General features: G+C 51.4%; 24 protein-coding genes and 1 other RNA gene. 13 read left to right on the plus strand and 12 right to left on the minus strand.

The genetic code is table 11. The features are described 5' to 3' along the window. Nucleotides 1–198 precede the first annotated feature (198 nt). From BWI76_RS21485 to BWI76_RS21495, 3 genes are read left to right on the plus strand one after another with little or no spacing between them, the layout of a single operon-like run. Nucleotides 199–708: a YfiR family protein gene (locus BWI76_RS21485; RefSeq protein WP_049250678.1), complete on the plus strand. Its 510-nt coding sequence runs from the start codon at nucleotides 199–201 to the stop codon at nucleotides 706–708. Further along, entirely contained in the window at nucleotides 701–1,924 is a 1,224-nt protein-coding gene (gene dgcN, locus BWI76_RS21490; RefSeq protein WP_004136930.1) for a diguanylate cyclase DgcN, read from the plus strand. The genes BWI76_RS21485 and dgcN overlap by 8 nt, the downstream gene beginning before the upstream one ends. A gap of 11 nt (nucleotides 1,925–1,935) precedes the next feature. After that, nucleotides 1,936–2,418: an OmpA family protein gene (locus BWI76_RS21495; RefSeq protein ID WP_004136929.1), complete on the plus strand. Its 483-nt coding sequence runs from the start codon at nucleotides 1,936–1,938 to the stop codon at nucleotides 2,416–2,418. 5 nt (nucleotides 2,419–2,423) lie between these two features. Here BWI76_RS21495 and BWI76_RS21500 read toward each other — a convergent pair whose 3' ends face one another. The 7 genes from BWI76_RS21500 to ffh all read right to left on the minus strand — a co-directional run bounded on the left by BWI76_RS21500 (nucleotide 2,424) and on the right by ffh (nucleotide 8,006). Beyond that, entirely contained in the window at nucleotides 2,424–3,794 is a 1,371-nt protein-coding gene (locus BWI76_RS21500; RefSeq protein WP_049086776.1) for a PepSY-associated TM helix domain-containing protein, read from the minus strand. A gap of 54 nt (nucleotides 3,795–3,848) precedes the next feature. After that, nucleotides 3,849–4,286, minus strand: a complete 438-nt coding sequence (locus tag BWI76_RS21505) for a DUF2946 domain-containing protein (RefSeq protein WP_004136927.1) — start codon at nucleotides 4,284–4,286, stop codon at nucleotides 3,849–3,851. 120 nt (nucleotides 4,287–4,406) lie between these two features. Next, nucleotides 4,407–4,754, minus strand: coding sequence for a 50S ribosomal protein L19 (rplS, locus tag BWI76_RS21510; RefSeq protein ID WP_004104634.1), 348 nt, complete (start codon nucleotides 4,752–4,754; stop codon nucleotides 4,407–4,409). A gap of 39 nt (nucleotides 4,755–4,793) precedes the next feature. Further along, nucleotides 4,794–5,561 carry a tRNA (guanosine(37)-N1)-methyltransferase TrmD gene (trmD, locus tag BWI76_RS21515; RefSeq protein WP_004104636.1) on the minus strand — a complete coding sequence of 256 codons (768 nt, stop codon included), beginning with the start codon at nucleotides 5,559–5,561 and terminating at the stop codon, nucleotides 4,794–4,796. Nucleotides 5,562–5,607: 46 nt separating this feature from the next. Then, complete coding sequence (gene rimM, locus BWI76_RS21520) at nucleotides 5,608–6,156, minus strand: ribosome maturation factor RimM (protein WP_004123774.1); 549 nt, start codon at nucleotides 6,154–6,156, stop codon at nucleotides 5,608–5,610. 18 nt (nucleotides 6,157–6,174) lie between these two features. Then, on the minus strand, nucleotides 6,175–6,423 hold the full coding sequence (rpsP, locus tag BWI76_RS21525; protein WP_004123777.1) for a 30S ribosomal protein S16: 249 nt from the start codon (nucleotides 6,421–6,423) through the stop codon (nucleotides 6,175–6,177). 215 nt (nucleotides 6,424–6,638) lie between these two features. Continuing rightward, entirely contained in the window at nucleotides 6,639–8,006 is a 1,368-nt protein-coding gene (gene ffh / locus BWI76_RS21530; protein WP_004123779.1) for a signal recognition particle protein, read from the minus strand. A 164-nt stretch (nucleotides 8,007–8,170) separates the two neighbouring features. Between ffh and BWI76_RS21535 the strand changes: the two genes are divergently transcribed. Both BWI76_RS21535 and BWI76_RS21540 read left to right on the plus strand, forming a co-directional pair. Beyond that, nucleotides 8,171–8,962 carry an inner membrane protein YpjD gene (locus BWI76_RS21535; RefSeq protein ID WP_004123787.1) on the plus strand — a complete coding sequence of 264 codons (792 nt, stop codon included), beginning with the start codon at nucleotides 8,171–8,173 and terminating at the stop codon, nucleotides 8,960–8,962. A gap of 18 nt (nucleotides 8,963–8,980) precedes the next feature. Continuing rightward, nucleotides 8,981–10,270 (plus strand): HlyC/CorC family transporter, encoded by a 1,290-nt coding sequence (locus BWI76_RS21540; protein WP_004853327.1) that lies wholly within the window; start codon nucleotides 8,981–8,983, stop codon nucleotides 10,268–10,270. 65 nt (nucleotides 10,271–10,335) lie between these two features. Here the strand turns inward: BWI76_RS21540 and grpE are convergent, their stop codons facing one another. Continuing rightward, nucleotides 10,336–10,926 carry a nucleotide exchange factor GrpE gene (grpE, locus tag BWI76_RS21545; RefSeq protein WP_004123793.1) on the minus strand — a complete coding sequence of 197 codons (591 nt, stop codon included), beginning with the start codon at nucleotides 10,924–10,926 and terminating at the stop codon, nucleotides 10,336–10,338. A gap of 124 nt (nucleotides 10,927–11,050) precedes the next feature. On the opposite strand from grpE, the gene nadK reads away from it, so the two are divergent. The 3 genes from nadK to bamE all read left to right on the plus strand — a co-directional run bounded on the left by nadK (nucleotide 11,051) and on the right by bamE (nucleotide 14,166). Continuing rightward, nucleotides 11,051–11,929 (plus strand): NAD(+) kinase, encoded by an 879-nt coding sequence (gene nadK / locus BWI76_RS21555; RefSeq protein WP_004104646.1) that lies wholly within the window; start codon nucleotides 11,051–11,053, stop codon nucleotides 11,927–11,929. 86 nt (nucleotides 11,930–12,015) lie between these two features. Next, nucleotides 12,016–13,677 (plus strand): DNA repair protein RecN, encoded by a 1,662-nt coding sequence (gene recN, locus BWI76_RS21560; RefSeq protein WP_024358397.1) that lies wholly within the window; start codon nucleotides 12,016–12,018, stop codon nucleotides 13,675–13,677. A 147-nt stretch (nucleotides 13,678–13,824) separates the two neighbouring features. Further along, the gene (bamE, locus tag BWI76_RS21565; protein ID WP_004123807.1) at nucleotides 13,825–14,166 is read left to right on the plus strand and encodes an outer membrane protein assembly factor BamE; all 342 of its coding nucleotides are present in this window, start codon (nucleotides 13,825–13,827) and stop codon (nucleotides 14,164–14,166) included. Between the two features lie 65 nt (nucleotides 14,167–14,231). On the opposite strand, the gene BWI76_RS21570 is transcribed toward bamE, so the two are convergent. Both BWI76_RS21570 and BWI76_RS21575 read right to left on the minus strand, forming a co-directional pair. Beyond that, entirely contained in the window at nucleotides 14,232–14,522 is a 291-nt protein-coding gene (locus tag BWI76_RS21570; RefSeq protein ID WP_024358398.1) for an RnfH family protein, read from the minus strand. Continuing rightward, nucleotides 14,512–14,949 carry a type II toxin-antitoxin system RatA family toxin gene (locus BWI76_RS21575; protein ID WP_004104653.1) on the minus strand — a complete coding sequence of 146 codons (438 nt, stop codon included), beginning with the start codon at nucleotides 14,947–14,949 and terminating at the stop codon, nucleotides 14,512–14,514. Before BWI76_RS21575 ends, BWI76_RS21570 begins: the two co-directional genes overlap by 11 nt. A gap of 149 nt (nucleotides 14,950–15,098) precedes the next feature. Here BWI76_RS21575 and smpB point away from each other — a divergent pair, with 149 nt between their 5' ends. From smpB to BWI76_RS21600, 5 genes are all read left to right on the plus strand, one after another. Continuing rightward, entirely contained in the window at nucleotides 15,099–15,581 is a 483-nt protein-coding gene (gene smpB, locus BWI76_RS21580) for an SsrA-binding protein SmpB (RefSeq protein ID WP_004104655.1), read from the plus strand. 144 nt (nucleotides 15,582–15,725) lie between these two features. Then, nucleotides 15,726–16,089, plus strand: a transfer-messenger RNA (tmRNA) gene (gene ssrA, locus BWI76_RS21585). A gap of 204 nt (nucleotides 16,090–16,293) precedes the next feature. Beyond that, the gene (locus tag BWI76_RS21590) at nucleotides 16,294–17,535 is read left to right on the plus strand and encodes an integrase (protein WP_064371615.1); all 1,242 of its coding nucleotides are present in this window, start codon (nucleotides 16,294–16,296) and stop codon (nucleotides 17,533–17,535) included. A 139-nt stretch (nucleotides 17,536–17,674) separates the two neighbouring features. Continuing rightward, nucleotides 17,675–18,019 (plus strand): hypothetical protein, encoded by a 345-nt coding sequence (locus BWI76_RS21595; protein ID WP_004136919.1) that lies wholly within the window; start codon nucleotides 17,675–17,677, stop codon nucleotides 18,017–18,019. A 139-nt stretch (nucleotides 18,020–18,158) separates the two neighbouring features. Further along, a protein-coding gene (locus BWI76_RS21600; RefSeq protein WP_142981865.1) for an IS3 family transposase occupies nucleotides 18,159–19,270 on the plus strand; the annotation gives its coding sequence in 2 pieces (ribosomal slippage) (nucleotides 18,159–18,420 and nucleotides 18,420–19,270; 1,113 coding nt in all). A gap of 151 nt (nucleotides 19,271–19,421) precedes the next feature. On the opposite strand, the gene BWI76_RS21605 is transcribed toward BWI76_RS21600, so the two are convergent. Both BWI76_RS21605 and BWI76_RS21610 read right to left on the minus strand, forming a co-directional pair. Further along, nucleotides 19,422–21,620, minus strand: a complete 2,199-nt coding sequence (locus BWI76_RS21605) for a DEAD/DEAH box helicase (RefSeq protein WP_004136916.1) — start codon at nucleotides 21,618–21,620, stop codon at nucleotides 19,422–19,424. Further along, entirely contained in the window at nucleotides 21,617–22,933 is a 1,317-nt protein-coding gene (locus tag BWI76_RS21610) for an ATP-binding protein (RefSeq protein WP_004136914.1), read from the minus strand. Before BWI76_RS21610 ends, BWI76_RS21605 begins: the two co-directional genes overlap by 4 nt. Between the last annotated feature and the right edge of the window lie 2 nt (nucleotides 22,934–22,935).

Raw genomic sequence — 22,935 nt, forward strand, 5'->3', positions numbered from 1 at the left:
TTGTACATTATTATTTACACATGGCGATTTAACGCCCGTTACTCCCTTTTTAAAAGCGATTCTTTTACGAAAAATCCTGGTGAGAATTATCTTAAAGCGGCGAGGCTGGCTAATGACGCTTTTCATCAATAATGCTATTCTTCGCCCGGGTTTCAGCAATCTGCATCCCCCACGCAATGACAACCTGACGGAACCGTAATGACTGTTCTTCACCGTCTCTTTTTGACTTTAGTACTATCACTCGTGGGTATCTCTGCTGTTGCCTCCGGACCGTCTGAAAATGTTCGGACGATCGTTTCGGGGATCGTGACTTATACACGCTGGCCGCAATTATCAGGTCCTCCAAGGCTATGTATTTTTTCGACATCACGTTATATCCATAGCCTGGCCGAAGAAGCACCGGAAATATTGCCTTATAAACCCGTGATTGTTCGTAATACAGAAGAAGCCTTACAGACGACCTGCGATGGTTTTTATTTTGGCAGTGAATCACCGATCCAACAGTCTGAATTTACGGCCAAATATGGAAACCGGCCCCTATTACTTATTGCGGAACAAAACACCGATTGCTCTATTGGCAGCGCTTTTTGCCTGCTTATAAACAATGAGAGAGTCAGATTTTCCGTAAATCTGGATGTACTGACGCACAGCGGCGTTCGGGTTAATCCCGAGGTGCTGATGCTTGCCCGGAAAACATCACATGAATAAGGATTTTTCTCAGGCCCCGCGCCCCACATTTAAAAGAGCGCTGCGCCGTATCAGCATGATAAGCGTGGTGATCTCTATGACACTGGTCTGGCTGTTACTCTGCGCCGCTTCCATATTCACACTTAAGCAATACGCACAAAAAAACCTGGAGCTTACCGCCGCTACCATGGGCCGCAGCCTGGAAGCCGCGCTCGTTTTTGGCGATAGCGCAGCGGCTGAAGATACGCTGGCCACGCTGGGAAGACAGGGGCAATTCTCCAAAGCCATTCTGGTCGATGGCCGACAAAAGCCCTTCGCCTCATGGCATAACGAGCGGCTGGTCAGGCAGGATAAAATCAGCGACGTTATCAGCAAATGGCTATTCCCTGACCCCACGGTACAGCCTATCTGGCACCAGGGGAAAATCATCGGTGAACTCCGTCTGACCGCGCTGGACCGGCTGATTAGCTATTTTCTTGGCATCTCAATTATTGTGCTCACCGGCAGTATTTTTCTTGCTTCCTGCATCGCCTTGCTCCTGACCCACTCGCTGCACCGCGGCATTGTGGCTGCGTTACAGAGCATTACCGAAGTGGTGCATGACATTCGCGAAAATCGCCATTTTTCTCGCCGGGTCCCCGAAGAACGCATTGAAGAATTCCACCTGTTTGCCCAGGACTTTAATAGCCTATTGGGCGAAATGGAGGACTGGCAGCGGCAGCTTCAGGCTAAAAATGCCCAGCTCCTGCGCAGTTCATTGCACGATCCGTTAACCGGTCTGGCTAACAGAGCGGCTTTCCGTAATGTCATTAATGAGCTGATGAAAGACGAAACAGTCCACAGTAGTTCCGCGCTGTTATTTCTTGATGGCGATAACTTCAAGCTTATTAACGATAACTGGGGCCACGCAGCTGGCGATAAAGTGTTAATTGAAGTCGCGAGCCGCCTGATGGCCTTTGTCGGCAAACAGCATCAGGCGTGGCGTCTCGGCGGCGATGAATTTGCCATTCTGCTACGCGATGTGCATTCAGAGACCGAAGTTCAGGCCCTGTGCCGTGCGTTGTCCGAACAGTTTATCCAGCCATTTAATCTCCACAATGGCCACACCACCAGTCTGTCACTGAGTATTGGATACGCTTTAACCTGGGAACATGCCTCCGCGGAAAATCTGCAAGAGCTTGCCGATCAAAATATGTATCGGATGAAACACCAGCGCTTGCAGCAAACGCAAAAATAAAAGGAATCACCATGATTGGGAAATATTTTGCACCTGCTTTACTTGCCGCAATTTTTCTTAGCGGCTGCCAGGCTCCGCAAGGAAAATTCTCTGCAGAACAAATTGCAGCAATGAAGTCATACGGCTTTACTGAAACCAACGGCGACTGGTCATTAGGAATATCTGATACCATCTTATTTGATAAAAATGATTACCACCTGCGTGCCGATAGCAAGCAGCAAATCCGCACGATGGCTTCACGCCTGGCCACCACCGGTATTACCCACAGCCGCCTCGAAGGCCATACTGATAATTACGGCGAAGATGGCTACAACGAAATGTTATCGCTTAAGCGCGCCAACAGCGTTGCGGATGCATGGGCCGAAGGGGCGAATATTCCGCGCGCCAATTTGACTACTCGCGGACTCGGGAAAAAGTATCCGATAGCCAGTAACGATACCGCGAAAGGACGCGCTGAAAACCGCCGCGTCACGGTGGTTATCAGCACGCCTTAAACAACCTATTCGACTGATTTAGCCTCTAACATCGCCGTTGCTGCGCGCCAGCGCAGATAATCAACGGCGAGACATAGCGCGAGACTGCCCCCCATTAACGGCAGCGCTACCCCCAACAACACCGCAATAACGGCAGTCAGCAGACGAGCGGGCCATGCTAATCCAAACCACGCCTGTATCAACGTATTGGCCGGGTTAGCCGCCGCGCGCGCCGGGCGGCGGATCCACCACAAGCGGTATCCCACCACTATCATCACGCAGAGTGCGGTTCCGAACGCGATAAGCAATAGCTGATTAACAAGGCCGAACAAAATTCCCATATGGAAATCAACCCCCCAGCGGGTCAGCTTGGCCATGAGCGGAAAGTCGGAAAAATGCGTACGGTCCACGATCCGCATCGTTGACCCCTCGATCGCGACAGCATCAACCTGGGTTGGCCAGCTTCTGTCGATTTCATTTACCGTCCACGCGCGCCCGGGACCCGACGGCGGTCGAATCTCCAGCTTGCCGGCATCCAACCCCGCAGCACGTGCGGCCAGCAGAATCTTGTCAAACTCCTCTACGCGCAGCGGAGATGCCGCCTCGCCCATCATCTTGCTTCCCATATGATGTTCCGCATGCGAATCGTGAACTGCCGGAACGGCACTTTCCAGCTGCGTATTCACCTGTGGCGTCAGCCAACCAAAGGCGGCGCGCATCTTATCGACGTTACCACCGGCCCATTGTGACCAGGTTAAACCGGTCGCAGAAAATATGAGCATACCAACCAGCAATGCCCATCCGAGAGAGACATGCAGGCGGCGGCTATTCTGCATCTTATTGTTAATGCGACGACGCGGGCGGGTCATCGACCACAGCGCGATCCCACCGAGAGCGGCAACCCACATCCAGGACGCAGCGAGCTCGCTGTACAGGCGGCCAACGCTCCCCAGGAGCAATGAGCGGTGGGCATAATCAATCCACTGACGCAGCGGCAAAATACCGCTGGTACCGTAAACCGGCAGATCTCCTTTCACGCTTAACGTCACCGGATCGACAAAAATTGCCCGCGTTTCCGACTCGCCAAGGTTCGGGTCAATAAACATCACTCGGGTAGTATCGCCAGCCAGTATCCCCGGGCGTACCGCATGCAGGCGCAGGTTTCCCTGTATAGCCTCTGTTGCTACGGTAATTTGCGCGCTGAGCGGCTGTTTTTCTCCACTGAGCGTACCGCGAAGCGCATTCTGATAGAGCCAGCTTTCCAGCTGTGGAGTGGCGACATATAGCGTACCGGTCAGAGCCGCCGCAAAAATAAACGGTCCGATAAACAGTCCGATATAGAAATGAAGACGCCGCAGCAGGTTCAGCCATGCCGCGCGCGAGGTGCAGGTAGTCATACTTTTCCTTTTTTAAAAGCAAAAGAGAACGTTGCGCAGTGCGCAGGTTATTTTTTATGTAAGGGGGAAAGCAGACGGACGCGGCGGCGCTCGGGTAAGAGGATAAAGCCAGGGAAAGTAATGCCAGTGTTTGTGTACCGGTCGGCTAACAGGGACTCGCTGGCGTCGAAGCACCATGACAAGCAGCAGCATCAGCGCGAAAATCAGGCCTGGCACGTGAGCTAACAGCACGCAGTAGCCACAGGCTTCAGCATGATCGAGCGGTACGCCGTGCGAGCGTTGCGGCATCGAAGCGTCGGCGTGCATCATCGCCATCTGATGTGATGGCGCATCTTCCGCCATCGTCATCATTGCGTGGTACATTCCGCTCATCGGATCTTTTTGCAAAGCGACTGAGATCAACGGCGCCACCACGATCAGCGCGATCGCAAACAGCGCCAGCCATGCGGCCCGCCGTTGAGATGCTGATTGATGAAGAATATCGCTGACCACCGCCCCTCCGAATAAGGGCCGTATTGTAAATGATTCACAATAAAATGGTTAAAATAAAGATAAAAAAAGGGCCAGCCCATCAGGCCAGCCCTCTCATTCAGGATGTCGCGAAAGCGAATCTTAGTTAAGACGCTCTTTGATACGAGCAGACTTACCGGTACGCTCACGCAGGTAGTACAGTTTAGCTTTACGTACAGCACCACGACGTTTGACAGAAATGCTGTCAACTACCGGAGAGTGAGTCTGGAAGACACGCTCAACGCCTTCGCCGTTGGAAATTTTACGAACAGTGAATGCAGAGTGCAGACCGCGGTTACGAATAGCGATAACCACGCCCTCGAATGCCTGCAGACGTTTTTTGGAACCTTCAACAACCCATACTTTCACTTCCACGGTATCACCCGGACGGAAGGAAGGTACGTCCTGCTTCATCTGTTCTTGTTCAAGTTGCTTAATAATGTTGCTCATAATTTAATCTCTTATCCTGGGTAAACTGATATTGGGGGCTTACGCCATCCCATCATGTTTATGCTGCTGTTGCGCGAGTTCCTTTTTGAACTCCGCCAGCAACCTTGCTTGCTCTTCAGTCAGAGCCAGGTTTTCCAAAAGTTCAGGTCTTCTAAGCCAGGTCCGGCCCAGCGACTGCTTCAGACGCCAGCGACGTATCTCAGCGTGGTTTCCCGACAGCAATACCGGCGGTACTTCCATACCTTCTAACACTTCAGGCCGCGTATAGTGCGGGCAATCCAGCAATCCTTCAGCAAAAGAGTCCTCGATTGCTGAAGCTTCATGACCCAGAACCCCCGGAATAAACCGGGAAACGGAGTCAATCAGCGTCATTGCCGGTAGCTCGCCACCGCTGAGAACGTAATCGCCGATTGACCATTCTTCATCAATCTCGGTCTGAATTACGCGCTCATCTACGCCTTCGTAGCGACCGCATACCAAAATCAGCTTCTGATTGGTTGCCAGTTCGCTGACGCCCGCTTGATCAAGCTTGCGTCCCTGAGGTGAAAGATAAATCACCTTTGCGCCTTCACCTGCCGCGGCTTTTGCTGCATGAATGGCATCCCGTAAAGGTTGCACCATCATTAACATCCCCGGTCCGCCGCCGTAAGGACGATCGTCCACGGTACGGTGCCGGTCATGAGCGAAATCACGAGGACTCCAGCTCTGGATGCTCAGCAGGCCATTTTTTACTGCCCGGCCAGTTACCCCGTAATCGGTAATTGCGCGGAACATTTCAGGAAACAGGCTAACGATACCTATAAACACAAGCCAATCCCCATAGCGCCGTTTTTTTACCGTTTATCCGGAGAATTTAAAAACCAGGATCCCAATCTACTTCGATAGTACGAGTAGCGAGATCGACTTTCTTGATAACCTGCCCATCGAGGAACGGAACCAGCCGCTCCTTGATACCAAATGCATCTTTCAGGTTTGCCTTGATGACGAGAACGTCATTAGATCCAGTTTCCATCATATCGATGACTTTACCGAGACCATAGCCTTCAGTGGTCACTACCTGGCAGCCCATCAGGTCTTTCCAGTAATAGTCACCCTCTTCAAGCGCAGGCAGCTGCGATGAATCCACGACAATTTCGCAATTAGTCAAAAGATTCGCTGCATCGCGATCGTCAATGCCTTTCAGCTTAATGACGATATCCTGATTGTGGTGGCGCCAGCTTTCCAGCTCAACAACCTGCCACTGACCCGCCTTCTGGATAAACCAGGGCTGATAGTCAAAAATGCTTTCGGCGTCTTCGGTGGAGGAAAACACTCTGAGCCAACCACGGATACCGTAGGAAGAACCCATCTTGCCTAATACAATCGGTTCAACAGGTGCTTGTGCGGTGTGTTGCTTGCTCATCATGACCACCGTGACAGATTAAGCTGCTTTGTTAGCGGCTTTGATCAGCGCAGCTACGCGATCGGAAACAGTAGCGCCCAGGCCAACCCAGTGAGCGATACGATCCAGATCCAGACGAGTTCCTTCTTCGGTCGCAGAAGCGATCGGGTTGAAGAAACCAACGCGCTCAATGAAGCGACCGTTGCGTGCATTACGGCTGTCGGTAACAACAACCTGGTAGAACGGACGCTTTTTCGCGCCGTGACGTGCTAAACGAATAGTAACCATAACATCCTCTTGTGTGAATAAAACACCGGGCCCCATCGAGGAACGGAGCCCGGTGTCATATTAAAAGCCCGAAAATTTTACTGATTTCTGGGGAAATTGCAATCAGCAGTTATAAACTCTGCCGTGGAAGGCCCCCTAAATGGGGTAACTGAGCCAGAGCGCGCCAACAATGGATAAAAAAAGAAGCGCGCCCCGACAGCAAAATAGCGACGATACTATCGCCCCCCGGGGAACCCAGGCGGCATCATACCTTTCATTCCGCGCATCATCTTCATCATGCCGCCTTTCGACTTCATCTTCTTCATCATGCGCTGCATATCGTCAAACTGTTTGAGCAGACGGTTCACATCCTGCACCTGCATTCCGCAGCCTGCGGCGATGCGGCGCTTGCGCGAACCTTTAATAATTTCCGGTTTCGCGCGCTCTTTCAGCGTCATCGAGTTGATGATGGCTTCCATACGCACCAGCACCTTATCGTCCATCTGCGATTTAACGTTGTCCGGTATCTGTCCCATGCCCGGCAGCTTGCCCATCAGGCTGGCCATACCGCCCATGTTTTTCATCTGCCGCAGCTGTTCAAGGAAATCGGTGAGATCAAAACCGTCGCCTTTTTTCAGTTTGGAAGCCAGCTTTTCAGCCTGCGCACGGTCAACCTTACTTTCGATATCTTCGATCAGCGACAGAACGTCGCCCATGCCGAGAATACGGGAAGCGATACGGTCCGGATGGAACGGCTCCAGCGCTTCGGTTTTCTCGCCAACGCCAAGGAATTTAATCGGCTTGCCGGTGATATGACGAATCGACAGCGCCGCACCGCCGCGGGCGTCGCCGTCCACTTTGGTCAGCACGACCCCGGTCAACGGCAGGGCCTCGTTAAACGCTTTCGCCGTGTTCGCCGCATCCTGGCCGGTCATCGCATCGACAACAAACAGGGTTTCTACTGGATTGAGAGACGCATGAACCTGCTTAATCTCATCCATCATCGCTTCATCAACGTGCAGACGACCGGCGGTATCCACCAGCAGCACGTCGTAGAATTTGAGCTTCGCTTCCTTCAGCGCGGCATTAACGATATCAACCGGCTTCTGACCTACGTCAGACGGGAAGAAATCAACGCTAACCTGCTCGGCCAGCGTTTCCAGCTGCTTGATCGCCGCAGGGCGATAGACGTCAGCGGAAACCACCAGCACTTTCTTCTTGTGCTTTTCACGCAGGAACTTACCCAGCTTCGCGACGCTGGTGGTTTTACCCGCACCCTGCAAACCGGCCATCAGCACCACGGCTGGCGGCTGCGCGGCTAAATCCAGCGCCTGGTTCTCTTCGCCCATCGCGGCAACCAGTTCGTTGCGCACGATTTTGACGAACTCCTGGCCCGGGGTCAGGCTTTTGTTGACTTCATGACCTACCGCGCTTTCTTTTACGCGGTTGATGAAGTCACGTACCACAGGCAGAGCAACGTCCGCCTCCAGCAGCGCCATACGCACTTCGCGCAGGGTATCTTTAATATTGTCTTCAGTAAGGCGTCCGCGGCCGCTAATGTTGCGCAGCGTACGCGACAAACGATCGGTTAAATTATCAAACATTGTCTCTCGCCTGAGGTGGAAACGGTCGGTCGCCGCAGCGACACAAAAACGGAATGGGCGCAGTATAACACGACATAAACGCGAATGTGCTGCAACGGTTGGAGCCAGAGTCGCGTGACGCTATACTGCTTCTCTTTACTATTTAGTCAACAGTCGACGCCCATATGCCTGTTTTTGCTCTACTCGCTCTTGTCGCCTACTCCATCAGCCTCGCGCTGATCGTCCCTGGCCTGCTGCAAAAAAACAGCAGCTGGCGGCGGATGGCGATTCTTTCCGCAACTATTGCGTTGATTTGTCACGCCTTCGCGCTAGAGTCACGCATTTTTCCCGGCGGCGAAAGCGGGCAGAACCTCAGTCTATTAAACGTGGGATCGCTGGTCAGCCTGATGATCTGTACGGTGATGACCATCGTCGCTTCGCGTAATCGCGGCTGGCTATTGCTGCCCATTGTCTACACCTTCGCCTTAATCAACCTCGCGTTCGCGACCTTTATGCCGAACGAGTACATCACGCATCTGGAAACCACGCCGGGGATGTTGGTCCATATCGGCCTGTCGCTCTTTTCTTATGCTACCCTGATTATCGCTGCGCTTTACGCGCTGCAGCTGGCGTGGATTGACTATCAGCTAAAGAATAAAAAGCTGACCTTCAGTAGCGAAATGCCGCCGCTGATGAGCATTGAACGTAAAATGTTCCACATCACCCAGATAGGCGTGGTGCTATTAACCCTGACGCTGTGCACCGGGTTGTTTTATATGCACAACCTGTTTAGCGCGGAAAACATTGATAAAGCAGTACTGTCTATTATTGCGTGGTTCGTTTATATCGTCCTGCTTTGGGGCCACTATCATGAAGGGTGGCGCGGACGCCGGGTCGTCTGGTTTAACGTGACTGGCGCAGGGCTGCTGACGCTGGCCTACTTTGGTAGCCGCGTATTGCAACAGTTCATGAGCTAAGTCTTTAAGGAAGCCCAAGTGGAACATATCTCCACCACCACGCTGATCGTGACGCTGATCGTCATGGTGGTTATCTCCGCCTATTTCTCCGGTTCAGAAACCGGCATGATGACGCTAAACCGCTATCGCCTGCGTCATATGGCCAAGCAGGGCAATCGTCAGGCAAAACGCGTCGAAAAGCTCCTGCGCAAGCCTGACCGTCTCATTAGCCTGGTTCTCATTGGCAATAACCTCGTCAACATTCTTGCCTCGGCGTTGGGCACCATTGTGGGTATGCGCCTGTATGGCGATGCCGGCGTCGCCATTGCCACCGGCGTCCTGACGTTTGTGGTGCTGGTGTTTGCCGAAGTGCTGCCAAAAACCATCGCGGCGCTCTATCCGGAAAAGGTCGCCTATCCCAGCAGCCTCCTGCTCGCGCCGCTGCAAATACTGATGATGCCGCTGGTCTGGTTGCTCAACACGATTACCCGCATTCTGATGCGCATGATGGGCATTAAAACCGACATCGTCATTAGCGGGGCATTAAGCAAAGATGAGCTGCGTACTATCGTTAATGAATCACGTTCGCAGATCTCCCGCCGCAATCAGGACATGCTGCTCTCCGTGCTGGACCTCGAGAAAGTCAGCGTTGACGACATCATGGTCCCGCGCAACGATATTGTCGGTATCAATATTAACGACGACTGGAAATCCATTGTCCGCCAGCTGACTCACTCTCCGCACGGGCGCATCGTGCTGTACCGCGACACGCTGGACGATGCCATCAGCATGCTGCGGGTACGCGAAGCTTATCGCCTGATGACCGAGAAAAAAGAGTTCACAAAAGAAGTCATGCTGCGCGCCGCCGATGAAATTTACTTCGTGCCGGAAGGAACGCCGCTCAGTACGCAGCTGGTGAAATTCCAGCGCAATAAAAAGAAAGTGGGTCTGGTCGTTGATGAATATGGCGACATTCAGGGACTGGTTACGGTTGAGGATATCCTCGAAGAGATCGTCGGCGATTTTACGACTTCAATGTCGCCTACGCTTGCTGAAGAGGTGACGCCGCTTAATGATGGCTCAGTGATTATCGATGGAACCGCCAACGTACGGGAAATCAACAAGGCATTTAACTGGCATCTCCCGGAAGATGAAGCGCGAACCATTAACGGTATCATCCTCGAAGCACTCGAAGAGATCCCCGCTCCGGGTACCCGCGTACGCATTGAACAGTATGATATCGATATTCTTGATGTTCAGGAGAATATGATTAAACGGGTGAAGGTGATGCCGGTTAAACCCATTCGCGAGAGCGTGGCTGAGTCATAGCCCCCCCTGCGGACTGGCAGAAGGGAATAGAAAAACGGCCACCTCGCGGTAGCCGTTTCGCTTATTTACTTCGCTTTCGCGACGGTGACCATCGCCGCGCGAATAGTACGACCGTTCAGGGTATAACCCTTTTGCATAACGCCCAGCACGTTGCCTGGCGCGACGTCTTCGGACTCAACCATCGCAATGGCCTGATGGACGTTCGGATCCAGCGGCACGTTCGTATCGCCAATCACTTCCACGCCGAACTTACGTACCACGTCGAGCATGGACTTCAGCGTCAGTTCGATGCCTTCAACCATCGGCGCCATATCCGGGTTAGCTTTATCAGCGACTTCCAGCGCGCGATCCAGGCTGTCGATGACCGGCAGCAGCTCGTTGACGAATTTCTCCAGCGCAAACTTATGCGCTTTTTCGATATCCAGCTCGGTACGGCGGCGCAGGTTATCTTCATCGGCTTTCGCACGCAGCAATACTTCACGTTCGCGCTTCTGCGCTTCAGCAAGCTGAGCTTCCAGATTCGCAATTTTTTCATCGCGCGGATCCACCTGCTCAGCCGAAACCTCAGGCTCTACCGCCTCAACGTCGTCGTGCTGCTCCGTGATAATTTCTTCCGGGGCTTGCCCCTCAGGCGTTTTCTGTTCTTTACTACTCATGAATTTCTCCGCGTTTTTTTCGCATTCATCTCGCTAACTTCGCTTATTATGGGGATCAGTTTCCTGGTTTCAAGGGAACGCGGCCAGATTGTCACTATTCATTTAACGCAAGGACATCCAGATCATGAAGAACCACTTCAAGTGTATAGGCATTGTGGGACACCCTCGTCACCCAACCGCGCTGACCACACATGAAATGCTCTGGCGCTGGCTGTCCAGCAAAGGTTATGAAGTGCTGGTTGAGCAGCAAATCGCGCATGAACTGCAGCTCAGCAATGTGAAGACCGGGACGCTGGCCGAAATTGGCCAACAGGCAGACCTGGCCGTCGTGGTTGGCGGCGATGGCAATATGCTCGGCGCAGCGCGTACGCTGGCGCGCTACGACATTAACGTTATTGGGATTAACCGCGGCAACCTCGGTTTTCTGACCGATCTCGACCCGGATAACGCGCTACAGCAGCTCGCCGATGTGCTCGAAGGCCACTATATCGCCGAAAAACGCTTTCTGCTGGAAGCTCAGGTGTGTCAGCAGGATTGCCAGAAGCGCATCAGCACGGCAATTAATGAAGTTGTCCTGCACCCCGGCAAAGTGGCGCATATGATTGAGTTTGAAGTTTACATTGATGAGGTGTTTGCTTTCTCTCAGCGCTCCGATGGCCTGATTATCTCCACGCCCACCGGCTCCACGGCTTATTCACTCTCTGCCGGAGGGCCGATTCTCACGCCTTCACTGGATGCTATCACCCTGGTCCCCATGTTCCCGCATACGCTCTCGGCACGCCCGCTGGTGATCAATGGTGACAGCACCATTCGCCTGCGCTTTTCTCAACGCTGTAGCGACCTCGAAATTAGCTGCGATAGCCAGATAGCGCTTCCAATTCAGGATGGTGAAGATGTGCTGATCCGCCGCTGTGATTATCACCTTAATCTCATCCATCCAAAAGATTACAGCTATTTCAATACATTAAGCACCAAGCTTGGCTGGTCGAAAAAATTGTTCTGATTTTATAGCCAGCCCCTTTACTGGATAAAAAACCAGATTATACTGTACGAAAACACAGTAATGGTTTTTCATACAGGAAGGCAGCTATGTTGGCACAACTCACTATTAGTAATTTTGCTATTGTTCGTGAGCTTGAAATCGATTTTCACAGCGGTATGACCGCCATTACCGGCGAGACCGGCGCCGGTAAATCGATCGCTATCGACGCGCTGGGGCTGTGCCTCGGTGGTCGGGCGGAAGCCGATATGGTGCGCAGAGGCGCCAACCGGGCTGATCTATGCGCCCGCTTCTCCCTGAAAGACACACCTGCCGCTCAGCGCTGGCTGGAACAGAACCAGCTGGAAAACGGGCGTGAGTGTTTACTTCGCCGCGTCATCAGCGCAGACGGCCGCTCTCGCGGTTTTATTAACGGCACGGCTGTCCCTTTATCCCAGCTTCGCGATCTGGGTCAACTGCTTATCCAGATCCACGGCCAGCATGCCCACCAGCTGCTGACTAAACCCGAACACCAGAAGACGCTGCTTGATGGCTATACCGGTGAGTATGCGCTTACTCAGATAATGGCAGAGCGCTATCGTCAGTGGCATAAAAGCTGTCGCGATCTGGCGCAGCATCAGCAGCAAAGCCAGGAGCGCGCAGCCCGTGCGGACCTGCTGCAATATCAATTAAAAGAGCTAAACGAGTTCAACCCGCAGTCGGGTGAATTCGAACAAATTGACGAAGAGTACAAACGTCTGGCTAACAGCGGTCAGCTGCTGACGACCTGCCAGCATGCGCTGACGGTACTGGCGGACGGCGAAGAATCCAACCTGCAGAGTCAACTGTACGCCGCGAAGCAGCTGGTCAGCGAGCTGGCAGGTATGGACAGTAACCTCTCCGGGGTACTCGATATGCTTGAAGAGGCGTCTATCCAGCTTAGCGAAGCAACGGACGAACTGCGCCATTATCACGATCGCCTCGATCTCGATCCGAACCGCCTGTTTGAGCTGGAGCAGCGTATCTCCCGACAGATCGCCCTGGCGCGGAAGCACCAAATCACGCCCGAAGAGCTTCCTGACCTTTACCAATCACTACTGGAAGAGCAGCGTATGCTGGATGATAGCGCCGGTTCTCTGGAATCTCTTAGCCAACTGGTCGTTGAGCATCATCAGCTGGCGCTGGATACGGCAAAGCAGCTGCATACCCTGCGCCAAAATAGCGCCGATGAATTGACTCGGCTAATTACGGAGAGTATGCACTCACTCTCGATGCCGCACGGTGTGTTCGCCATTGATGTCGCGTTTGATGAACGCCACCTTACGGCTGAAGGCGCGGACCATATCGAATTCCGCGTCACCACTAACCCGGGTCAGCCGCTGCAGCCGATTGCTAAAGTTGCCTCCGGAGGCGAGCTGTCACGTATTGCGCTGGCGATTCAGGTCATCACCGCGCGTAAGATGGAAACTCCGGCGTTGATTTTCGATGAAGTGGATGTCGGCATCAGCGGCCCTACGGCGGCGGTCGTCGGTAAACTGCTGCGTCAATTAGGCGAATCAACCCAGGTGATGTGCGTCACCCACTTACCGCAGGTTGCCGGTTGTGGACATCACCATTTCTTCGTCTGCAAGGAAACGGACGGTGAAATGACCGAGACGCACATGCACCCTCTGGATAAACGCGCTCGTTTGCAGGAACTGGCCCGCCTGCTGGGCGGTAGTGAAGTCACTCGTAATACCCTGGCAAACGCGAAAGAGTTGCTTGCCGCCTAAACTTTTTGATTTTCACAGAGTCATAGTGAACAGCAAATTGCCGATAGACCTGCAGCCGAAGGTTCCCAACCGGGCAAAGGTCTATTATCATCGGCATATTACAGATGAGCCACGTACTGCTCGGGCCCAAAAAGGAATCAAATCACTATGCGCTGTAAAATGCTGACTGCTGCCGCAGCGGTTCTTCTTATGTTGACCGCAGGCTGTTCCACTCTGGAACGAGTGGTTTACCGTCCTGACATTAACCAGGGTAACTATCTGGCACCAACCGACGTAGCAAAAATTCGTGTCGGCATGACGCAACAACAGGTTGCCTATGCTCTTGGTACCCCGATGATGTCGGATCCGTTTGGCACCAATACCTGGTTCTACGTTTTCCGTCAGCAGCCTGGGCATGAAAAAGTTACCCAACAGACGCTTACCCTGACCTTCAACAGCAGCGGTGTGCTGACCAACATTGATAACAAACCTGCCCTGACGGCGGAGTAAGGCTATCAATATGCAAAAAGCGCTCAATGAGCGCTTTTTTTATCTCTGAGCTTTGCGCGAAACGGTTACTTTCCCGCGCTCTTCTCAGCCCGCTGGCGACGCAGTTCTTTCGGGTCTGCAATCAGCGGCCGATAGATCTCTACCCGATCGCCATCGTGGACCCGATCCTGAAGCTTCGCCGGGCGGCTATAAATACCCACCTTGTTCTTCGCCAGATCGATATCATCACGCAGCGCCAGAAGACCGCTGGCCACGATCGCCTGCTCGACCGTCGCGCCCTCTTCCAGCTTAACGCTTTGCAGATACTGCTTTTCCGGCAGCGCGTAGGCTACTTCAACGACGATGTTAGCCAGCACTGTAGACCTCTTTTGCCCGCGTCGTGAACGCCTGCACCATATTCATGGCCAGCTCTTTGAAAATGCGACCAAACGCCATTTCAATCAGCTTATTGGTGAATTCAAAATCGAGATGAAACTCAATTTTGCACGCTTCCGGGCTTAGGGGGATAAATTTCCAACCGCCAATCAGCTTCTTAAACGGACCATCGACCAGACTCATGAGAATACTTTGGTTACTGGTCAGCGTATTTCGCGTTGTGAAGGTCTTGCTGATACCCGCTTTGGATACGTCAACCGCCGCGGTCATCTGCGTCGGCCCGAGCTCCAAAACCCGGCTACCGGTACAGCCCGGCAGAAAATCAGGGTAGGACTTCACATCATTTACCAGTTGATACATCTGTTCCGCACTGAACGGCACCAGGGCGGTACGGCTAATCTGAGGCATAGCAGGTTCCACATATAAACACGGTGCAAATAATATCATTTATCTGCTGCTAAAAAAAACGCTGTACCGCAACTCGTGCTAAGATAGCCCATTACGCCTCGCGGGAAGATTGAGGTACGACTGTTTTAAGACGATGACTTCAGGATATTATGACTAAGAAAAAAGCCCACAAACCTGGATCAGCCACCATAGCGCTGAATAAACGCGCCCGTCATGAATACTTTATCGAAGATGAATACGAGGCTGGTCTTGCCCTGCAGGGATGGGAAGTAAAATCTCTCCGCGCAGGTAAAGCCAACATAGGTGATAGCTATGTCATTTTGAAAGATGGCGAAGCCTATCTGTTTGGCGCCAACTTTACGCCAATGGCCGTTGCTTCCACTCACTACGTCTGCGACCCGACGCGTACCCGCAAGCTCCTGCTCAACCAGCGTGAACTGGATACCCTGTACGGGCGTATCAACCGCGAAGGTTACACTGTGGTCGCTCTTTCGCTGTACTGGAAGAACGCCTGGTGCAAAGTCAAAATCGGCGTAGCGAAAGGTAAAAAGCAGCACGACAAGCGTACCGATATCAAAGACCGCGAGTGGGCGGTAGATAAAGCCCGAATTATGAAGCACGCGGGTCGTTAATTCCCCTTTCCATCAGGGTCAGTTTTGCTGACCCTGACGCTATATCATTGTTGATGCTGATTTTTCACCCAACCTGACGCCATAATCCTCGAAACGAGGGCTGGTAAGCGCATTCATAAATCTGTTATACTCAACGTACACATTGGGGCTGATTCTGGATTCGACGGGATTTGCGAAACCCAAGGTGCATGCCGAGGGGCGGTTGGCCTCGTAAAAAGCCGCAAAAAAATAGTCGCAAACGACGAAAACTACGCTTTAGCAGCTTAATAACCTGCTCTGAGCCCTCTCTCCCTAGCTTCCGCTCTTAAGACGGGGATCAAAGAGAGGTCAAACCCAAAAGAGATCGCGTGGAGGCCCTGCCTGGGGTTGAAGCGTTAAAACTAATCAGGCTAGTCTGGTAGTGGCGTGTCTGTCCGCAGGTGCCAGGCGAATGTAAAGACTGACTAAGCATGTAGTACCGAGGATGTAGGAATTTCGGACGCGGGTTCAACTCCCGCCAGCTCCACCAAAATTCTCCATCGGTGATTACCAGAGTCATCCGATGAAGTCCTAAGAGCCCGCACGGCGCAAGCCCTGCGGGCTTTTTTGTGCCTTGAATTTGTCCCGCGAAGTCTGATGCCAACTAATTAAATCCGAACCTTTTAGGCACCTTGTTAGGCACCTCATAAAGCTATATTGTTTTTGAGGTGCCTAAAACTATGGAAACCCGGCAATGGCAAGACAAACCAAACCTCTATCCGTTAAGGAAATCGAATCTGCTAAACCCAAAGAAGCGGACTACGTTCTCTATGATGGCGATGGCCTTGAGCTACTCATCAAAACCAGCGGAAGTAAAATCTGGCAGTTTCGCTACATTCGCCCTGTCACTAAGAAACGAGCGAAGAAGAGTATTGGTCCCTACCCGTCAGTTACCCTTGCCGATGCCAGAAACTACAGAGCAGAGTCTCGCTCTCTCCTGGCGAAACAAATCGATCCACAGGAACATCAGCAAGAACAACTTCGCAGTTCGCTGGAAGCCAAAACCAATACTTTCCAGCTCGTAGCTGAACGTTGGTGGAATGTGAAGAAAGCTAGTGTGACAGAGGACTATGCGGAAGATATCTGGCGCTCTCTTGAAAGAGATGTCTTTCCTGCGATTGGCGACGTTAGCGTTACAGATATTAAAGCTCACACACTGGTTCAGGCCGTCCAACCGGTTCAGGCCAGAGGAGCACTGGAAACCGTTCGTCGCCTGTGCCAGCGCATTAATGAGGTCATGATCTATGCCCAAAACACAGGGCTGATTGATGCTGTTCCCAGCGTTAATATAGGTAAAGCCTTCGAGAAGCCTCAGAAAAAGAACATGCCCAGCATTCGACCGGATCAGCTACCTCAATTGATGCAGACAATGCGAACAGCCAGCATTAGCCTTTCCACACGCTGCCTGTTCATGTGGCAACTTCTTACTATTTCCCGCCCTGCCGAAGCGGCTGAAGCCCGTTGGGAAGAAGTAGACATGGAAGCGCGAGAATGGAAAATCCCTGCGTCACGGATGAAAATGAACCGTGACCATACTGTTCCTTTATCAGATGAAGCCATGGCTGTTCTGGAAATGATGAAACCAGTAAGCGGCAACCGAGAATTTATCTTTCCCAGCCGTATCAAGCCCAACCAGCCAATGAACAGTCAGACTGTAAACGCCTCACTAAAACGTGCAGGTTTTGGCGGAGTGCTCGTCTCACACGGTCTGCGATCTATTGCCAGTACGGCCCTTAATGAACAAAACTTTCCACCTGATGTTATTGAGGCTGCATTGGCCCATGTAGATAAGAATGAAGTACGTCGAGCATACAACCGCACTGATTATCTGGAGCAACGTCGTCCAATGATGCAGTGGTGGGCTGATTTTGTTATGGCTGCTGATCGCGGAAGTATGATTGAGGGAGGTATGAAAGGAGTGCGTTTAGCAGGGTGACGGATAATTAATGACGGTTCCCACTTTAATAGTGGGCCGAATGAGACTTTATATTTCAAGCCGAAGTTAATAGTTTTAGAAATCAAGCTAATTAGCATAATATGCTCGTAACTGAAGGGATATGGAGCCGCAGAAATAAATGAAGACACGGCAGCATGCGCAAAAATCAATCTTCAGTCTGGAAGCAATCTTCGAACAGTCCCGCAACAATGTTAGTGAACTTGAACAGCTGTTGAGCGAGCTGACCTTTCGCAACACTGCCAGGGCGCGGACGCTAACGTATAAAATCGAGCAATCTCTAACTATACTTAGCGACCGCAACGTGGTCGCCATGTCGGCTTCCAGCCCATCAAAACGTCATCCTTATTCGGCGTCCATACAATCTTCTCAAGTTGTGCCCCACAATGCGCCTGCAGATGTAGAGCAACTGCAACCGAAGGTTTTACCAGTGAAGTGGATATTTTTAAACTGGGTATGTCTGTAAAGGAGAACAAGTCACTGGCAGTGGCAGTGGCAGTGGCAGTGGCAGTGGCAGTGGCAGTGGTGTAAGTATCCCGGCAAAACGAACCATTCACTTTTAGAGATCTTCCGACATACTGATAATGTCCCCTGAGGAGATCGCTATGCGTAAGATCCGATTCACTGAACACCAGATCATCGCCGTTCTGAAGTCCGTCGAAGCCGGACGTACCGTCAAGGATGTGTGCCGTGAGGCCGCTATTTCGGAAGCCAGCTATTACAACTGGAAGGCGAAATATGGTGGGATGGAAGCGGCCGATATTAAAAAAATCAAAGATCTTGAGGATGAGAATCGACGTTTAAAACAGATGTTTGCTGATCTCAGCCTTGAGTGCCGGGCACTTAAAGACGTCATCGAAAAAAAGCTTTAAAACCAGCGATAAAGCGTGAACTCGTCAGCTATCTGACGGTGCAATTTGCCATGAGTTTACGCCAGGCCTGCAGGACGTTATCGCTGAGCAGGACGGTGTATTTTTATCAGCCCGATACCCGGCGTGATGAACCTGTGATCCACGCGCTGACTGAGCTGGCAGAACGCTATCCGCGCTACGGTTTTAAGAAACTGTTCCAGCTGCTGCGCAGGCAGGGTAATACCTGGAACCATAAACGTGTTCACCGGATTTACTGCCTGCTGAAACTGAATTTTCGCCGCAAGGGAAAACAGCGGCTGCCTGTGCGTAATCCCGCACCACTGGCGACACCGCAAGCGTTAAACCAGAGCTGGTCCATCGATTTTATGCACGACGCGCTGGTCTGCGGCAGACGCTTCCGAACCTTTAATGTGGTGGATGATTTTAACCGTGAAGCACTGGCGATAGAAATCGACCTGAATATCCCGGCTCAGCGAGTCATCCGGGTGCTGGACAGGATCGTGGCAAACCGCGGCTACCCGCTGAAAATGCGGATGGACAACGGGCCAGAGCTGGTCTCGCTGGCGCTGGCACAATGGGCCGAAGAACATGGCGTACAGCTCGAATTTATCAAGCCGGGTAAGCCGACACAAAATGCTTTTATCGAACGGTTCAACCGAACATACCGGACAGAAATCCTGGATTTTTACCTGTTCAGAACACTGAATGAAGCACGGGAAATTACCGAGCGCTGGCTGATGGAATATAACAACGAGCGGCCTCATGAATCCCTGAATAACCTGACACCGGAAGAGTACCGGCTGATGGCTGAAAAACCGGAACTCTCAAAAAGTGCATGGAACTGAAGCAGGGGTGCTTACACCCTCAGTTGAACTCACAGCTCAAAGCGGAACTTAAAACCTGTCTTTCTTTCCGATCCTTACCAAGAGCAGACGTTGCTAACATCAACCGGCCTCTATCTATTGGGAGCAAGACCCCCTTTATTGCGTAGCCAGTTTACTGAAGGTGCTGCTTCAACCAAATACGAGTACATTCAATGTCATACGCTTTTTCCCCAAATCCTTTCGCAAGCAGGGACTCTGGTAAATACTCGTCGTATTTATCCAAGAACTTTTCTGGAACATCTTCGGCAAGATCAAATGCAGATGGTAAGCCTGACAACAGCATTTTTTTAAGGGCTTGTTGAACGGTTGCTACACTTGCATCATCAATCTCTATAACACCTACGAATGAATTGGCTTTAAAACCACAACGTATGAGCAAGGCTGTAATCGTATTCACAACTTTATCCCCCATCCAGGGAATTACGTAACAGTGTTGCCCACTCGTAATAAAATACTCATTTTGCAGGTTATAACGCTGAAAGTTACTACAGCCTTCCGCAAATAGGTTTCTGGCGGCAGTATCGGCATAATCTACTTTCTTGCTACCTATTGCTATGCGGTAATCACCTTCCCTATAGATAGCGAGCATTTCCTGACGAACGGCATCATGAACAGACATACCTCCCCCACTAAATTGTGGTGGCTGACCGCCTTTGGTCGCCTCTACATAGATAACTTTTTTCTCTGTCTCGATCTCTGTCACTTTCCAGCGCCGCCCACCGAAGATGATGTGTTGGTCTGGTAGCAGTGGGGAGTCCACAGGCACTGTTCCAAGGGTTCTGTTTCCGGTGACAATGCGGAACTCTTCTGGTGTATTGAACACGGCATAAAACGTGTAATGGTTAGTCAGTTTCTCCCCCTCTGCCCCAACAACCATTTCGCCGCTAGCAAATTGAGTGAGTAGGCCACATGCTCCCATATGTTTAAGCAGGCTTTTGAAATCGTTTAAATCTACATTTCTAAATGGTCCTGTCTGGCATAGTTGCGACCAGAGCTGGTCGGCACGAACTCCGCCCCATTGTGCCGTAATAGCAAGAATCTGGTGCAACAGCGTGGAATAATGCATCTGTCGAGCATCTGCTGGTTCAAACCATTGTTTAGAGATCATCAATCTGATCATTGCCATCGACTGGACCAACTGTAGCCGTAGGAGGTCAACGATACTGCTAGTTCCAGTAAGCTCATTTTCTGTAATTAGGATTCTTAGAACTGATGGGGAGTCGCGTCGCCCAGAACGTCCCATACGCTGACGTAGACTGGAAACAGAATGCGGAGGCGTAACTTGTATAACCGACTTAACCTTACCTATATCAATTCCCAACTCGAGCGTCATTGTACAAACAGCTGTTGTGGGCAAATTTCCTTTCTGAAGACGAGATTCAAGCGCCTCACGTAATTCCTTGGCAAGGGAACCATGGTGGGGAAAGAATTCATTCGGAACAATTTGTTCCTCACACATGTCGCTCAGCGTGGCAGCAATGCTTTCAGTCCGCTTTCGACTGTTTGCAAAGACCAAATGAGAGTCGCCACGGCAAAGTCTAAAAATGTCAGAGCAAACCTCATGTTCAGCTGAACTCTGAAGTTCTTCTCCTTTTTGGAGCACTCGCTCCAGATAACCTTTGACCTGTACCTGAAGAGTGGCCTCGCTCTTACTATCTGTAACAGTTACGCAGGGTAGTCGTTTGTCCGGGCGCAAAAGTTCGGGCACTTTCTCCAGTTCCCCCAGCGTGGCACTCAACGCAACGCGGGGAATTGGATTTACCTGGCGTCCAAGCACATGGTCAATTCTATTGAGCAGAGAAAGCAGCTGTACACCACGCTCTGAGCCAATGAAAGCATGAAACTCATCAATAACGATGTATGCGACTGACGAAAACGCCTGTTTGAGCCAGCCCATTGAATTTATGAGCAAAGACTCAAGTGACTCAGGTGTAATCAGTAAAATGCCAGAAGGATTCGTCCGAGCCTTCTTCTTTTTGCTTTGTGGTACATCCCCGTGCCAAGGAGTCACTGGCATTTCCAATGCATCTCCAAGGCTCTCAAGACGACGGTACTGATCGTTAATCAATGCCTTCAACGGGCTGATATAGATGATGCCAAATCCATTAGTGAGATCTGCAACCGCCGAACAGGCAGGAAGAAAGAAAGCCTCTGTTTTACCCGCTGCTGTGCCTGCACTGATTAGCACGTCTCGATCACGGGCTAAAATTGCCGGGATAGAACTCTCCTGCAAGGGCCTTAATGTAGACCACCCCTGCTTGTAAACCCACTTACGGACGCGGGGATCGAGACTATCATAGACACTGCTCATAATTTGAAGTTCGCCAGTCCGTCGTCGTCATCGCTTTCTTCTATAATAGCGTCATCCATTTCGCTGGGCCTGTCCTCTTCAATCGCCACACCCTCGATTAGTGTTTGCCAGTTCATCGTTCTGTTTTGTTCCAGCACGGCCAGCATGTCCAGGAAACCTTTTATGGTATTACGGGGGGTACGGAAGTAAGCGTCTCCAATGGTTTTACTACAGTGATGCAGAAATCCAGTCAGCGCCTCATCTGGAACCAGATAATTCTCTGGATCTCCGCCTGCATAAACATGGCGAAGATTTCTCAGTAAAATATACAGTTCCTCAGGGGTGAGGCTGGCAAGATGCAAAGTGGGAGACGAGTAGTCAATCACTCCTGCTTTTTGCGCGAACCGATTTTCCGCCAGACGTGATTGGAGCGCCTCATAGCTGTAAAGACCTTTGCGCGGATCGAAAAGGAACTCTGGCGTCCCCCCGAGGATAAAACCAATATTCTCGGCTGAGCCTTGCAGGCAGTCATTCAGGATCCGCAAAATCTGTTCGTAGTTCGCTGTTCTTGCTTGCGTATTATTCAGTTTAAAGAGGTTCACCATTTCGTCTAGGCTGACCAAAAGACCGGCATAGCCTGCCTGGCGGACAAAAAGGCTCATCAGCTTCAAAAAGTCATAGAATGAAGCGTCTGAGATAATAGTCCGAACGTCGAGATCGTTACGGGCATCAGTTTTAGTAGTGTACTCTCCCCGCAACCAGCGAATGGCATTGGATTTTAGCGTTTCGTTATCCTGCTCATGCCCCCGCCAGAATGAATCAATGACCTTCGCAAAGTCATATCCGCCGACCATATCTGATAGTGCTGCCAGGCGTTTATGAATAACTGATGAAACCTCGGAGCCGTCCTTGTCAGCTTCCTTCCTTGCCTCCGTAACGAATCTTTCAACAACGCTAAGTAACGCATTACCATCCGGCTTGTTTCTGGTGGACATGTTTTTCATAAGCTCAGAATAGAGATTACGAGCCTGACCTCCCGATGAGTGAATGCGTCTGTCAGGAGAAAGGTCTGCACTGATTGACACCAGCTTCTTCTCTAGCGCAATAGAGCGCACAACACTCAGAAAGAACGTTTTACCAGAACCATATTCACCGATGATAAGTCTGAAGCTTGCACCACCGTCAGCAATCCTCTCAATATCTTGGTGGAGAGCGGTGATCTCATTCACGCGGCCAACCTGGATATGCTGAATGCCTATCCTTGGCGTTACACCTGACTTAAGTGACTGAATAATAGCGTCGCGTTCTTTCACTCTTATACGTGTTACAGACATTC

It is taken from the genome of Klebsiella sp. M5al, assembly GCF_002090195.1.
Taxonomy (GTDB): Bacteria; Pseudomonadota; Gammaproteobacteria; order Enterobacterales; family Enterobacteriaceae; genus Klebsiella; species Klebsiella grimontii.